Raw genomic sequence first — 13,612 nt, 5'->3', positions numbered from 1 at the left:
GATTTTTCGTCGGTCAGATTCGCTTTCGCATTCCATCGGTCCATTCTTGCGATTCTCTGTGCTGCTGATCGCTGCGGGAATTCCTTGATATGTGCCGCATCGAGGAAGGTTCCGCATGAACCGCACACGCACGAACGACCGCTTCACCCGCACCCGTAACGGCAGTGCCGAATCCGGAAGGGGTGGCAGCCGATTCGGTTCGTCGGCCAGGAGCCGCTCCGCCGGGCCGAGCCGTTCCGGTGGTTACGGCCGCCGGCCCGCCGCGGTCCAGGGGGAGTTCGCGCTGCCCAGGACGATCACTCCCGCGCTCCCCGCCGTGGAGGGCTTCGCCGATCTCGACATGCCCGGGGCGCTGCTGGGCGCGCTCAGCTCGCAAGGCGTGACCGTACCCTTCCCGATCCAGGCCGCGACCCTGCCGAATTCCCTCGCCGGCCGCGACGTACTGGGCCGTGGCCGCACCGGCTCCGGCAAGACCCTCGCTTTCGGGCTGGCGGTGCTGGCCGGTACGGCCGGGCAGCGCGCCGAGGCCGGGCAGCCGCTGGGGCTGATCCTCGTACCCACGCGTGAGCTGGCGCAGCAGGTCACCGACGCGCTCGCCCCGTACGCCCGCTCCGTGAGGCTGCGGCTGGCCACGGTGGTGGGCGGAATGCCGATCGGCCGGCAGGCGAGCGCGCTGCGCGGTGGCGCCGAGGTCGTCGTCGCCACACCGGGACGCCTCAAAGACCTCATCGACCGCGGCGACTGCCGGCTGAACCAGGTTTCCATCACCGTCCTCGACGAGGCCGACCAGATGGCCGACATGGGCTTCATGCCGCAGGTCACCGCCCTTCTCGACCAGGTCCGCCCCGAAGGCCAGCGCCTGCTGTTCTCCGCCACTCTCGACCGCAACGTCGACCTGCTCGTGCGCCGCTACCTCAGCGACCCCGTCGTGCACTCCGTCGACCCCTCGGCCGACGCGGTCACGACGATGGAGCACCACGTGCTCCACGTTCACGGCGCCGACAAGCACACGGCAACCACCCAGATCGCCGCACGCGACGGCCGCGTGATCATGTTCCTCGACACCAAGCACGCCGTCGACGGCCTCACCGAGCACCTCCTGAACAGCGGGGTACGGGCCGCCGCCCTGCACGGCGGGAAGTCACAGCCACAGCGCACCCGCACGCTGGCACAGTTCAAGACCGGACACGTCAACGTGCTGGTGGCGACCAACGTCGCGGCGCGCGGCATCCACGTCGACAACCTCGACCTCGTCGTCAATGTCGACCCGCCGACCGACCACAAGGACTACCTCCATCGCGGCGGCCGTACCGCCCGCGCAGGAGAGTCCGGCAGCGTCGTCACCCTGGTCACCCCCAACCAGCGCCGCAGCATGACCCGCCTCATGGCAGCGGCCGGCATCGTCCCGCAGACCACCCAGGTCCGCGTCGGCGAAGAGGCCCTGCACCGCATCACCGGCGCCCAGGCCCCCTCCGGCATCCCGGTCGTCATCACCGCACCGGTGGTCGAACGCCCCAAGAAGCGCGGCGCCACCTCACGCGGCCGGCGCCGCCCCGTCTCGGCGGGCCGCCGCGCGCCCGTACGGCAGTCCACCGCCGGTGCGGCGGCATAGAACCTTCGTGTCAGGAAGCCCGCCCAACTCCGCAGGAGGCACCCTTTGACGCTGGACCAGACGCAGTTCCGCCCGGCGAGCGCCCACCCCGCGCACGGCACGGAGGCCGACACCATGGACGCGGCCGGACCGCAGGTCTGGGAGGACATGACCGTGGAGGTGGCCCTGTCCGTGATGGCCGCCGCCCGTACAGGTCATCTGGTCGTCTGCGACGAGGACGGTATGTGCACCGGCCTGGTCACCCGGGACCGGCTCACGGCCGTTCGTGACGGTTCCGGATACACGGACCGGATCCGCCTGCGTGACATCGCCGACGTCTTCGGGCCCTTCGTCTCGCCGCTGGCCACAAGGGCCGAAGCCGAGCGTGCGATGCGCTGCCGCCGGTTCGGGGCCCCGCCCGTGGTCGACGGACGCGGCAACGCTCTGGGCGTCGTCGCCCTCTCCCGCTGAACCGCCCTCACCCCTACCCGGCCCCGTCTTCTCTTCTCCCTGGAGGCATCATGCGCTGTGTCATCGCTCGCTTCCCGTTCGACCTGACCAAGAGCGGCGTGGTGGAATCGATGAAGGGCGTCACACCTGAGCAGGTCACCGGTGAGTTCGTCATCATCGGACGACGCCACTACCCCGCCAAGCAGGTCGGCCAGGTCGTCACCCGCCAGGACCGGCGCGATTTCAGTACCGGCGAAGTCCTCAGGGCCATGACCCAACTCGGCTTCACCTGCCACCCCCGCCCTACCGCCGCATCTGCGCCCCTGGCCGGCCCGTACGGGCCGGCTTCGGCAACGCTCGGCACTCCACCTGTCCGCCTGACTTACGGACAGGTGTGAGCCGAACAGGGCAGGGAGCCCCCACCGGCGTGGGCGAATTCCAGGGGGCGCAGCAACACCGCGGTGAGTTGGCCAAGCCGCGAGCAGTTTGGACAGACGCTCGGCTGGGGTCTCCCAGTCGAGCGTTTTGCGTGGGCGGCTGTTGAGTCCGGTGGCGACGGCGTCCAGGTCCTCGCGGGTGTGGCGGGACAGGTCGGTGCCCTTGGGTGCCTCTGTGTCTGTCAAGGTGTCTGGTGCGGTGGCGTAGGCTCGGTTTCGGCGGGTCCGGGAAGTGACTTGTCCGAAGAGTCGGCCGCCGTTGGGCATGAGTGTGCGGTTGCGGCGGATCTCCCGGCTTACGGTGCAGGGACTGCGGCCAGGCTCGGCCGCGTTGGCCCCGACGGACGCCTTCTCCCGGAGCCGGTCAGCGATGTGGATGCGGTCGGCCTCGGGGAGGTGGCGCGACGGGCCGACGGGTTCCTCAGGTCGAGCCGGGGGTTCGGGCGCTTGCCAGGGCAGCCCCGTGTCCACGATGGGCGGGGCTGCCTTGTACCGCCTGGATGCCTGCCGGCCCTAGAACCAACGCTTGCTGGTGCGGCGTTGATGCCGATGATCCGGCAGGCTTCCGTGCTCCCTATTCCAAGATCCACGAGCCGAAGATATTCCTCCTGCTCACGGTCCAGCTTCCCGGGCCCCTGAGGCCGCCGGTGGGGCCTCACTGTGTGCCGTGGGTCAGTGGTCGGAGTAGCTGAAGTCGCCCACGGTCCAGGCACTGACGTCCTCGATCGCGACGCGGTACATCCCGCCTGTCTCCGGGATCCCCACCGTACCTTGCAGGATCCGGGCGACGTGGAAATGCAGATGCGTGGGCGGTCCGTCCTTCCGCGCGGGGGTGTCGAAGACGGCGGAGAACTCGCCCAGGTCGGCGGAGTCCGTCAGCACCTCAGACACCCTCTGTCTCCACATGGCTCCCGGAGCCAGCCGACCGGTGATGACAGCACCACTGGTGACCACGGTCAGGGTCATCTGATTGCTCTGCCCGGATTCCACCAGGGCGGCTATTGCAACGAGCAGCTCGTCAGGTTTCGACATGGGATCGGATTCTATGCACCGGCCCGCCCGGGCGGCTCGGACGATGGCGCAACCGGGCGAGACGGGCGCATACGGCTCCCCTGGTGCCGCACTACAGGTCAGGGGTTGCACATGTGCGGCGGCTGCGAGCCAGGGGCGTGTTTCGAGGCATTGGTCGGCTGCCGTTCGGCTGCCGCAGGTCTTCGATGAACGCTTGTGCGGTAGCGCGTGCGTCGGCAACGGCCGCGTGGAACGGGGCAGCTGTGGCGTTGACGGACATCGCGTTCATCAGGGTCACCCACGTCTGCGGATCGTTCATGCCCGGCCCTTGCCTACCCGACCCTGTACCCCGCCCGCCAACCCACCCGAGCCACCGCGCTCGCCGAAGGGGGCTGAGAGTCGCGGTCGACGCGCCGCGCCGGTCGACGCCGCCATGGGAAGCTCCGCGTGCGGCTCTGGGGTCTCATCCGTGCGTCGGACCTGCGCTGCGGACGGCCCCCAGTATTCGCAGACCGGCTCAGCGGGAGACCTAGTCGTCGAACCGCAGCAAATCTGTCCCGGCTGGAGTAGACATTCGATGTCTTCGTGATTACGGTTTCTTTCGTAGCCGAGATCGAGCAAGGCTCGGCAGACACGAACTGCCGGGCAGCAGTCCACGTATGACGGTGCGGTGGTGGAGTTTCGAAGCCAGGTTGTTGTATGACGGCGACGGGACTGACGACCGGACCGGGTGGCCCGAAGTGACGAGGGGCCGCCGTGAGAAGGACCGCAGTGGACGCGGTTGCAGTACCAGCAGTACGCAGTCCCTGTTTGCTGGGCGGAAACAGAAGGCCGGCGCAGCACTAGGGCCGGCAGATGGTGTTGCAGTTCCTTCGGGGCCTTGGTGCCAAACGGCACCAAGGCCCCTCCACGCGTTCCACAGAGAGGTGAGATGACAGCAGACGAGTCGCTGAGCCGTCTCGACGACGACGACTACCCCGCCTACACGATGGGCCGGGCTGCCGAGTTGCTCGGTACCACTCCCGGCTTTCTCCGCGCCATCGGCGAAGCGCGACTGATCACACCACTGCGCTCCGAGGGCGGACACCGCCGCTACTCCCGCTACCAACTGCGCATCGCGGCCCGCGCGCGTGAACTCGTCGACCAGGGCACCCCGATCGAGGCCGCATGCCGGATCATCATCCTGGAAGACCAGCTCGAAGAAGCCCAGCGCATCAACGCCGAATACCGGCGCACCGGCGGATCGTCCAGCCCATCGGCCGCAGCCTGAGGTGAGCGGGCCCGCCGGTATCGGCGAGCTGTCACACCCGTGCGTGGCCGGGCTGCGGCGCGCGGAGATGGTGCTCGTGTCCGAACGGCTCCACCGGCATGTCGCCCACCTCCGGCCCCGGTCGCGGCGCCGCCACAACGGGTGAGGCGGCTGGCCGGCGCTCACCGAGGCAGGGACCGTCGCGGCATGGAGCCAGCCGCGCAGTTCCGGCTTGACCGGCTCGACCAGATCGGCCGCCCGCTCGACCAGGCCGGCAACCGGGTGAAACTCCTCCCCGGCTTGCCATGATGTGATCCGCCGGGGAGACCGGCTACGGCCTCCCCAGACACGACTTCCCGTCCTGTCTCGTCCTTCTGGGCATCATCGGCAACCATCCGATCATGCCAAGAGCCTGCCCGTGACAGCGTCCCTCGAGGTCGGTCTCGCCACCAACTGGGCCTGCGGAAGCCGTGTAAGCCGCCTGGCCATGGGAAGGACCAAGGTTCCCGAGCGCGCCCTCACAGTTCGAAACCGGCCGTTTCGACGTGGAGCGTGTCGCCGGCATAGCGGTCCTCGCGGCGGCCCACTCCGATGGCTACGCGGCCACCGCGCATCTCCTCGGACTGCCGGCTGCGCTCCCCGCCCCCACCGACGCAGGAGAACGCTTCTGGTCGAACCTGTGGAGATCCTCGGGCACCGCCTACCTGCTGCCGACCAATATCAAGGACCTGGTGCTGCGTTCGCTGGCCGGAGAGGGAACCGGTCTGGCCGGACAGATCCTCTCGGCCGTAGACGAGATGACGCCTCCCCAGCGCGTTGCGGCCGCAGAGGTGATCGGCCAGGCGCTCGCCGAGTCCGACCACCTCCTTGATCTCAAAACACAGGTCATCGGCGAACTTTGGCTCCGGGACCTGGAACTCCCCGCCTGGCGCGTCCTTCACGCGGACCGCAAGTCGGCCGATGCGGCCGGACGTGACGCCTTCATCGAGGCATGGACGAGTGTCTGACCCGGCCGAGCCGGCACACACAGGCATCCGAATATTTCGGGACGTTCGAGCAGTGACCATTGATCGAACGAATCCGGGCACGACTCGGACGGTGGTGGTGGGAGGCGTCGGTCAGCTGGTCCTTGCCGTGAGGACGGGTTCGTCATGGCACGGCTGCGGCCCGTGGGCGCACGGACTCGCCGCACTGTCCTGGTTCCTGAGCACCGACGGTGACACTGTGCTGACCTGCGCACAGGGGGCCGGTGACGCCGCCTACGACCCGTACCTGCGGGGCGGCGGCCTGGCAGCCGCCCTCGCGGGGCCGTCTCGATGCCGCCGGTACCTCGGTCTCGCCGTAGCCGACGAGACTCACACGCCCGGCTGCCCGGTCACCGCGGCCTTGGACGTCATGGAGTCGAGTGGCAGCGCGCCTCCACGGACGCCGTGATCGCCGCCCAGCCGAGGGACGGCGGGCACCCGGGGCAAGATCGGGCGCACTTCCGGCACAGCGCCGACGGCACTCGGGCACTGCTGTACACCGAGTGGCCCAGCGGCGAGGCGCACCAGGAGGCCGCGGAGGCCGGCCACCACGACAAGGGGCACGAGATCTTCGCCGGCACCACCGGCCGCACGGCTGACCCACCGAAAGCGGTACCGCCTTGCCCCCTCCCTGTCCGGCCGCCGGCGTCATCGGATCGTCCCCGGACACCCGCTGTGGTGCCCCGACCCTGTCGGGAGGAAGAGATCGCACAGGTAATGGATCACCCTGTCCCGCTCTCCGGGTACCGTCAGGGTATGAGTCATCCGCACCCCGAGTTGAAAGCCGCACCGCCCCTTCCCGAAGGAGGGCTGCGGGTCATCGCCCTGGGCGGCCTGGGTGAGATCGGCCGCAACATGACCGTCTTCGAGCACGCGGGCAAGCTGCTCATCGTCGACTGCGGCGTGCTGTTCCCCGAGGAGACCCAGCCCGGCGTGGACGTGATCCTGCCGGACTTCACCTCGATCCGGGACCGGCTGGACGACATCGTGGCCGTGGTCCTCACCCACGGCCACGAGGACCACATCGGCGGCGTGCCGTACCTGCTGCGGGAGCGGTCCGACATTCCCGTCGTCGGCTCCAAGCTGACGCTGGCGTTCCTGGAGGCCAAGCTCAAGGAACACGGCATCCGGCCGCGCACGGTGCGGGTGCGGGAGAGCGACCGGCGCGGCTTCGGGCCCTTCGACTGCGAGTTCGTGGCGGTCAACCACTCCATCCCCGACAGCCTCGCGGTCGCGATCCGCACCCGGGCCGGGATGGTGCTGCACACCGGCGACTTCAAGATGGACCAGTTCCCTCTCGACGACCGCATCACCGATCTGCGCGCCTTCGCCCGCCTCGGCGAGGAGGGCGTGGACCTGTTCCTCACCGACTCCACCAACGCCGAAGTACCCGGCTTCACCACCTCCGAGCGGGAGCTGAACCCGGCGATCGTGCAGGTGATGCGCACCGCGCCGCGCCGGGTCATCGTCTCCAGCTTCGCCAGCCACGTGCACCGCATCCAGCAGGTCCTGGACGCCGCCCACCAGCACGGCCGCAAGGTCGCCTTCGTCGGCCGGTCGATGGTCCGCAACATGGGCATCGCCCGTGACCTGGGCTATCTGAAGGTCCCCTCCGGTCTGGTCGTGAGCACGAAGGAGCTGGAGAAGCTCCCGGACCACAAGATCACGCTGGTGTGCACCGGCTCCCAGGGCGAACCCATGGCCGCGCTGTCACGGATGGCCAACCGCGACCACATCATCCGCATCGGCAAGGGCGACACCGTCCTGCTCGCCAGCTCCCTCATCCCCGGCAACGAGAACGCCATCTACCGGGTGATCAACGGACTCACCCGGTGGGGCGCCCACGTCGTCCACAAGGGCAACGCCAAGGTGCACGTCTCCGGACACGCCAGCGCCGGCGAACTCGTCTACTGCTACAACATCGTCAAACCCCGCAACGTCATGCCCGTGCACGGCGAATGGCGCCACCTGCGGGCCAACGCCGACCTCGCCATCCGTACCGGCGTCGACCCCGACCGGGTCGTCATCGCCGAGGACGGCGTCGTCGTCGACCTCGTCGACGGGCGCGCCTCCATCACCGGCAAGGTCCCCGCCGGCAACGTCTACGTGGACGGCATGGAAGTCGGCGGCGCCACCGAAGCGTCCCTCAAGGACCGCCTCACCCTCGCCGCCGAAGGCGTGGTCACGGTGGTGGCGATCGTCGACGCCGACACCGGCGCCCTCGCCGAGGCCCCCGACTTCCTGGCCCGGGGCTTCGTCCACGACGACGCCACCTTCGAGCCGGTCATCCCCGTCATCGAGAAGACCCTGGCCACCGCGGCCGAGGAAGGCGTCGGGGACGCGCGCCAACTCGAACAACTCCTCGCCCGCGCCGTCGCGAACTGGGCGTTCCGCACCCACCGCCGCAAGCCCCTCATCATCCCCGTCATCATCGACGCCTGAGCCACACCCCGGCAGGCGTCCGGGGGGCGGACGCCGATGCGCACGAGGTGAAACTCGGCGACGAGTCGTTCCTGATGTCCAGCCTCATCACCGGCCCACCGGGCCGACCCCTACGAATCGCGCGCGGGTTTCGTCCGCACGCTTCCGGGGCGGCCCGGTGGCGGGAGCGCTGCGCCGGGCATCCCGCAGCGCCTTCAGCAGGCGACCGCTACGGCGGAAAGCGGGTACTGGTCCGGCTGATGGCGGTGGTCTCGGCCGGTGGTGTGGCGGCGGCCCTGGCGCCGAACCTGGCGGTGCTGTTGCTCGGGTGTCGAAGAGTGTCGAAGAGGTGGGCGGCGACCACGGCCTGCGCGTTGGCCAGGGTGATCTGATGGGCCACCAGGTCGTGCGGTTCACGGGCTATGCGCACGCGTTCCTCGGCCACTCTCCGGCGCGCCTCGCTCTCCCGGCTCTGCTCGGCCCGCCGGGCCCGCTCCTCCACGGCCGTCAGGTAGGCCCGTCGGTTCCGCACCGAGTACCCGAGCACGCCCGCGGCCAGGGGGAACACCGCCACCACCCCATCCTGCTCGCGTCCTTCCACGAGAAGTCCCCGAACAGCGGGATGCAGGCGGCCAGCGCCGCGGAGGTGAGCAACACCCCGCTCGCCGCGCGCCGTTCGGAGCGTGCGGCGAGCGCGTAGGAGTAGGCGGTGATCACCGCGGGGGCCACGATGAGCGGGGTGAGCAGCAGGCCCAGGGACGGCACCAGCACGCCGACCGCGGTCGTGGCCGCCAGGGCGGCCAGGGGCGCCCGGTGCCGCACCGGCAGCAGCGCACAGGACACCACGGCGACGACATAGGCGGCGGGCGGCGGCGCCAACGTGTCGTCGACCTGCACCACACCCCCGAGCAGACAGAGGGCGAACGCCGTCGCCGTGACCGCCGCTTCCCGCCACCATGTTGCCGCGTACGCGCGGGGCCACCGCCACCTATGTGCGTCATGGCCGGCTCAGTCCCGGCCGACGGGGAGCCGTCGCACCGCCGCATCCGGCTCGGTCGCGGGGGCCGGGACACGCCCGCGTCCCAGTGCCTCACCCTCGCCATTCGGCAGCACGCGGTTCAGGATACGGGGCGGCCGACAGGCCCGGTGGCCGTCGAGCCACAGCCGTCCGACGAGAAATGTCGCCACCTGCTGATCACTCCAGACACCGGCAGGGAAGGGGAACGCGCGAGACGCACACGCCTCCCACCCTTCCCTCCGGCGTCCCGGCGGGCATCGTGCCCAACGGCCGTCTTCCCCTGGTGCGATGGGACCGGTCACTCACGTGATCCGGTGCCTGCGCACTACCGGCCGCCGCCGGGCAGGGGGAGTCAGCGGGGTTCGAGGCGGCGTCCACGGCCGCGTACTCGTCGGGGTCGGCCGGGTGGAAGGTCACGTCCTGGCATACGCCGCCGGCGGTGACGCGGCCTTGGTCACGGGACCGGATGCCCCGGTACCAGGGGCCGGCGGTGCCCTTGACCGAGCGGACGTAGAGGTGGTCGCCGGAGCGGACGACCCACATGGTCACGGGGGCGCGCAGGGTGCCGTCGGTGCCGTCGGCGCGTTCGGACTCCAGGTCCGGTTCTTCCGCCGCGCCGACCTTCGCCAGGTCGGCGTCGTTCCAGTGCGTCATGGTTTCTCCTCCGGCTCGGCGAGGGTCGCACCGTCGACCACGAACCGGTAGCGGACGTCGGAGGCGAGGATGCGTGCGTAGGCGGTGTTGTCGAGCCTGACGTCGTGCGGGCCGACGTCGCGGCGCTCGATGGTGAGGGGGACGAGGGGCTGACGGATGCCGTGGGCGCCGAACGCCTTGACGGTGGTGGGCACGGTGGGTCTTTCCGGGGGATCGGTTGTTCTGGACGGCGGTCGGCCGGGTCAGGCTTCGGGGACGGTGCGGCCGTAGGTCGCGAGGGTGACGTTCTCGGGCTCGGGGCCGCCGCGGCGGCCGGTCTCCAGCCCGTCGAGGGCGGTGAGCTCCTCGGCGGTGAGCTCGAAGTCGAAGACGTCGATGTTCTCGGCGATGCGTGCGGGCCTGGTCGACTTGGGGATGACCGAGCGGCCCTGCTGGACGCCCCAGCGCAGCAGCACCTGGGCGGGGCTCTTGCCGTGCGTCTTTGCGATGCGGGTGACGGCGGGGTCCTGGAGTACGCTCCTGCGGTCCTCGCCGTAGCCCGGGTAGAAGGTGATCCCGCCGATGGGGGACCAGGCCTGGTTGAGGATGCCGTGCCGGTCGTCGAAGTCGAGTACGGCGCGCTGCTGGAAGTAGGGGTGGATCTCCAGCTGGTTGACCGCGGGGACGACGGAGGCGTCGTCGAGCAGCGCGGTCAGGTGATCGACCATGAAGTTGCTGACGCCGATGGCGCGGACCCTGCCGTCGGCCAGGAGCTTCTCCAGGGCGCGGTAGGCGGCGAGCGTCCGGTCGAAGTCGGACGGCAGGGCCTGGTGCAGGATCAGCAGGTCGATCCGGTCGACACCGAGCTTGGCGGCACTCTTGTCGAAGCCGTGCAGGGTCTCGTCGTAGCCGTAGTCGCTGATCCAGATCTTGGTCTCGAGGAAGATCTCGTCCCGGGGCACCCCGGAGTCGCGGACGGCCCGGCCCACCTCGCGTTCGTTGCCGTAGGCGGCGGCGGTGTCGATGTGCCGGTAGCCGAGGTCGAGCGCGGACCTGACGGCGGCCGTGGTCTCGTCGGGCGGGGTCTGGAAGACGCCGAGCCCGAGGGCGGGCATCTCGACGCCGTTGTTGAGGGTGAGGGTCTGCATCACAGGGACCTTTCGTGGCGGGTGGCCCGTACGGGCACGATGAGGACGAGGACGGTCAGGGCCGCCAGTGCGAGCAGCACGGCGGAGCCGGTCAGGGCCGTTCCCGAACGGGCCGCGATGTCGGCGGCCGTGTGGCCGGTGGAGACGGCGGCGGCGACGGCGGTCAGGATGCTCAGGCTCAGCGCGCTGCCGATCTGGTGCACGGTGTTGACCAGGCCCGAGCCGGCCCCGGCGTCCTGCGGGGCGATGCCGCCGACGCCGCTGGAGGTCAGCGGGGCCAGGGTCAGGCCCTGGCCGGCGCCGACGAGCACCATGGGCAGCGCCACGCCCGTCAGGTAGGGGGTGTGCAGGCCGAGGCGGCTGAGCCAGGCCATGCCCGCCGCGGTGAGGACGACTCCGGTCAGGAGCACCACCGGCCGGCCGGCCTTCTCCAGCAGCCGCGGCACCTGGACGGCGAGGACGAAGTTGACCAGCGTCATCGGCAGGAAGGCGAGCCCGGCCTGCAGCGGTGTCCAGTGGTAGACGTTCTGCACGAACTGCGCGGTGAAGAAAAAGAAGCCCATCATCGCGCCCATGTAGAGCATCCGGGTGACGTACGCGCCGCCGCGCTGCCGGCTCGCGAACAGCCGCAGCGGCACGATCGGCTGCGCGGCCCGCCGCTCCACCCCGACGAACGAACCCAGCATCACCACGCCGGCCACCAGTGGCACCAGGGTGGCGGGAGCGGTCCAGCCGAAGTCGGCGGCGTCCACGATGCCGAGGACCAGCGCGGTCGAGCCCAGCGTCGCCAGCAGCGCCCCGGCGATGTCGAAGCGGCCTCGCCGACGCTCGGTCTCGGGCAGGAACCGCCTCGCCGGCGCCATCATCAGGATGCCGATCGGGACGTTGAGGAAGAACCCGGCCCGCCAGGACACGAGGTCGGCGACCAGCCCGCCGAGGACCAGGCCGAGAGAGGCGCCGAGACCGGCGACGGCGCTGTAGGCGGCCATCGCGCGGTCACGGGCCCTGCCCTCGGCGAAGCTGCGCGTGAGCAGGGACAGGGCGGAGGGGGCCAGGACAGCGGCACCGACGCCCTGGAGCGCCCGGGCGCCGGTCAGCCACCACGGGGTCTGCGCGGCGCCCACCAGGAGTGAGGCCAGCGAGAAGACGACCAGCGAGAACAGGAACACCCTGCGGTGTCCGAACAGGTCACCGGCCCGGGCTCCCAACAGCAGCAGTCCGCCGAAGAGCAGGACGTAGGCGTTGGTGATCCAGGACAGGCCGGTCTCGGAGAACCCCATGTCGGAGCGGATCCGCGGCAGCCCGGTGAAGACGATCGAGTTGTCGAGGATGACCATGAAGTAGCTGACGCAGATGATCGCGAGGATCACTGTCGTGTGGACCGGCGCCCCGTCCGGCCGCTCTGTCACGGCCGCCGGCGCGCCCTGCGCGGTGGTGCTCATCGTGTCACCGGCCCTGTCGTCGGCGTCGTCGGTCTGCAGGCCGCACAGGGGCGTCCACCGCGCTGATCACACGCTGCCCGTTCACGGTCGTACCAGCACCTTGAGGGCCTCGCGCGCGTCCATGGCCCGGTAGCCCTCGGCGACCTCGTCGAGACCGACGGCGCGGTCGAAGACCCGGCCCGGCTCGATACGGCCCTCCAGGATGTCGGGGAGCAGCTCGTCGATGTAGGCACGGGCCGGGGCGGGGCCTCCGGTCAGGGTGATGTTGGGACCGAAGAGGCTGCCGAAGCCGACCGGGGCCTCCTCGTACTGGGGCACGCCCACGCGGCTGATGGTGCCGCCGGGGCTGACCACGCCGTACGCCTGCTCGTACGCGGGCCGGTGGCCGACCGCTTCGAGGACGACCGGGCTGCCGCCGCCGGTGAGCTCGCGGACCTTCTCGATGCCTTCGCCGCCGCGCTCGGCGACCACGTCGGTCGCGCCGAACGCCCGGCCGAGGTCGGTACGGACCCGGTGCCGGCCCATGAGGACGATCTGCTCGGCGCCCAGCCGCTTGGCGGCGAGCACGGCGAGCAGGCCGACGGCGCCGTCCCCGATCACCGTGACGGTGCTGCCGGGCCGCACTCCGCCGCGGACGGCGGCGTGATGGCCGGTGCCGAGCACGTCGGACAGGGTGAGGAGGGACGGGATGAGCGCGTCGTCGGCGCCCACCGGCAGCCGGACCAGGGTGCCGTCGGCCAGCGGCACGCGGACCGCCTCGCCCTGACCGCCGTCGACGCCGTCCCTGGCCCAGAATCCGCCGTGCTCGCAGGAGGTCTGCAGCCCGGCCCGGCAGGAGGCGCAGGTGCCGTCCGAGTAGGCGAACGGAGCGACGACGAGGTCCCCCTTCTTCACCGTCCGGACGTCGCCGCCGGTCTCCTCGACCACGCCCATGAACTCGTGGCCCATGCGAACGGGGCCGTCGGAGCCGGGCATGGACCGGTAGGGATGCAGGTCGCTGCCGCACACGCAGGCCGTGGTGACGCGTACCACCGCGTCGGTGGCCTCCTTGAGCGACGGATCGGCGACCTGCCCGACGCGGACGTCGCCGGCTTCGTACATGAGTGCTGCGCGCACGGTGTTCCTTCGGTTCGGTGTCGTGTTCGGGCCGGTTCCGGACACGCGGTCCTCGGCCTTCTCCAGAGAAC

12 protein-coding genes and 3 pseudogenes are annotated in these 13,612 nt (G+C 70.5%); 6 read left to right on the top strand and 9 right to left on the bottom strand.

The genetic code is table 11. The features are described from left to right. Positions 1 to 115 precede the first annotated feature (115 nt). Genes ACFZDK_RS47990 through ACFZDK_RS47980 form a run of 3 tightly spaced genes read left to right on the top strand, consistent with a single transcriptional unit; the run spans position 116 to position 2,439 of the window. Positions 116 to 1,612, top strand: coding sequence for a DEAD/DEAH box helicase (locus tag ACFZDK_RS47990; RefSeq protein ID WP_390983459.1), 1,497 nt, complete (start codon positions 116 to 118; stop codon positions 1,610 to 1,612). Between the two features lie 45 nt (positions 1,613 to 1,657). Beyond that, the gene (locus ACFZDK_RS47985; protein WP_390983456.1) at positions 1,658 to 2,062 is read left to right on the top strand and encodes a CBS domain-containing protein; all 405 of its coding nucleotides are present in this window, start codon (positions 1,658 to 1,660) and stop codon (positions 2,060 to 2,062) included. A gap of 50 nt (positions 2,063 to 2,112) precedes the next feature. Then, positions 2,113 to 2,439, top strand: coding sequence for an SCO5918 family protein (locus ACFZDK_RS47980; RefSeq protein WP_390983453.1), 327 nt, complete (start codon positions 2,113 to 2,115; stop codon positions 2,437 to 2,439). A 75-nt stretch (positions 2,440 to 2,514) separates the two neighbouring features. On the opposite strand, the pseudogene ACFZDK_RS47975 reads toward ACFZDK_RS47980, so the two are convergent. The 3 genes and pseudogenes from ACFZDK_RS47975 to ACFZDK_RS47965 form a co-directional block, all read right to left on the bottom strand. Next, positions 2,515 to 2,646, bottom strand: a pseudogene (locus ACFZDK_RS47975) (IS30 family transposase); the annotation flags it as partial. A 168-nt stretch (positions 2,647 to 2,814) separates the two neighbouring features. Beyond that, positions 2,815 to 2,949, bottom strand: a pseudogene (locus ACFZDK_RS47970) (helix-turn-helix domain-containing protein); the annotation flags it as partial. Between the two features lie 201 nt (positions 2,950 to 3,150). Continuing rightward, on the bottom strand, positions 3,151 to 3,510 hold the full coding sequence (locus ACFZDK_RS47965) for a hypothetical protein (RefSeq protein WP_390983451.1): 360 nt from the start codon (positions 3,508 to 3,510) through the stop codon (positions 3,151 to 3,153). A 910-nt stretch (positions 3,511 to 4,420) separates the two neighbouring features. On the opposite strand from ACFZDK_RS47965, the gene ACFZDK_RS47960 reads away from it, so the two are divergent. The 3 genes from ACFZDK_RS47960 to ACFZDK_RS47950 all read left to right on the top strand — a co-directional run bounded on the left by ACFZDK_RS47960 (position 4,421) and on the right by ACFZDK_RS47950 (position 8,205). Continuing rightward, positions 4,421 to 4,759 carry a MerR family transcriptional regulator gene (locus ACFZDK_RS47960; RefSeq protein ID WP_158925729.1) on the top strand — a complete coding sequence of 113 codons (339 nt, stop codon included), beginning with the start codon at positions 4,421 to 4,423 and terminating at the stop codon, positions 4,757 to 4,759. A 524-nt stretch (positions 4,760 to 5,283) separates the two neighbouring features. Next, positions 5,284 to 5,745: a hypothetical protein gene (locus tag ACFZDK_RS47955; protein ID WP_390983448.1), complete on the top strand. Its 462-nt coding sequence runs from the start codon at positions 5,284 to 5,286 to the stop codon at positions 5,743 to 5,745. 774 nt (positions 5,746 to 6,519) lie between these two features. Beyond that, positions 6,520 to 8,205: an RNase J family beta-CASP ribonuclease gene (locus tag ACFZDK_RS47950; protein ID WP_390983443.1), complete on the top strand. Its 1,686-nt coding sequence runs from the start codon at positions 6,520 to 6,522 to the stop codon at positions 8,203 to 8,205. A 316-nt stretch (positions 8,206 to 8,521) separates the two neighbouring features. Here the strand turns inward: ACFZDK_RS47950 and ACFZDK_RS47945 are convergent. The 6 genes and pseudogenes from ACFZDK_RS47945 to ACFZDK_RS47920 form a co-directional block, all read right to left on the bottom strand. Further along, positions 8,522 to 9,185: pseudogene (locus ACFZDK_RS47945) on the bottom strand (histidine kinase); the annotation flags it as partial. 194 nt (positions 9,186 to 9,379) lie between these two features. Continuing rightward, positions 9,380 to 9,856: a DUF2255 family protein gene (locus ACFZDK_RS47940; RefSeq protein ID WP_390983440.1), complete on the bottom strand. Its 477-nt coding sequence runs from the start codon at positions 9,854 to 9,856 to the stop codon at positions 9,380 to 9,382. Continuing rightward, the gene (locus ACFZDK_RS47935) at positions 9,853 to 10,050 is read right to left on the bottom strand and encodes a hypothetical protein (RefSeq protein WP_390983437.1); all 198 of its coding nucleotides are present in this window, start codon (positions 10,048 to 10,050) and stop codon (positions 9,853 to 9,855) included. Before ACFZDK_RS47935 ends, ACFZDK_RS47940 begins: the two co-directional genes overlap by 4 nt. Before the next feature lie 48 nt (positions 10,051 to 10,098). Further along, the gene (locus ACFZDK_RS47930) at positions 10,099 to 10,983 is read right to left on the bottom strand and encodes an aldo/keto reductase (protein WP_390983434.1); all 885 of its coding nucleotides are present in this window, start codon (positions 10,981 to 10,983) and stop codon (positions 10,099 to 10,101) included. Beyond that, positions 10,983 to 12,425, bottom strand: coding sequence for an MFS transporter (locus ACFZDK_RS47925; RefSeq protein ID WP_390983431.1), 1,443 nt, complete (start codon positions 12,423 to 12,425; stop codon positions 10,983 to 10,985). The genes ACFZDK_RS47930 and ACFZDK_RS47925 overlap by 1 nt, the downstream gene beginning before the upstream one ends. An 81-nt stretch (positions 12,426 to 12,506) precedes the next feature. After that, positions 12,507 to 13,541, bottom strand: coding sequence for an alcohol dehydrogenase catalytic domain-containing protein (locus ACFZDK_RS47920; protein ID WP_390983428.1), 1,035 nt, complete (start codon positions 13,539 to 13,541; stop codon positions 12,507 to 12,509). Positions 13,542 to 13,612: the final 71 nt, after the last annotated feature.

This window comes from Streptomyces sp. NPDC007901, assembly GCF_042959465.1.
Classification (GTDB): domain Bacteria; phylum Actinomycetota; class Actinomycetes; order Streptomycetales; family Streptomycetaceae; genus Streptomyces.
This window is presented reverse-complemented; position numbering and strand designations above follow the sequence as displayed.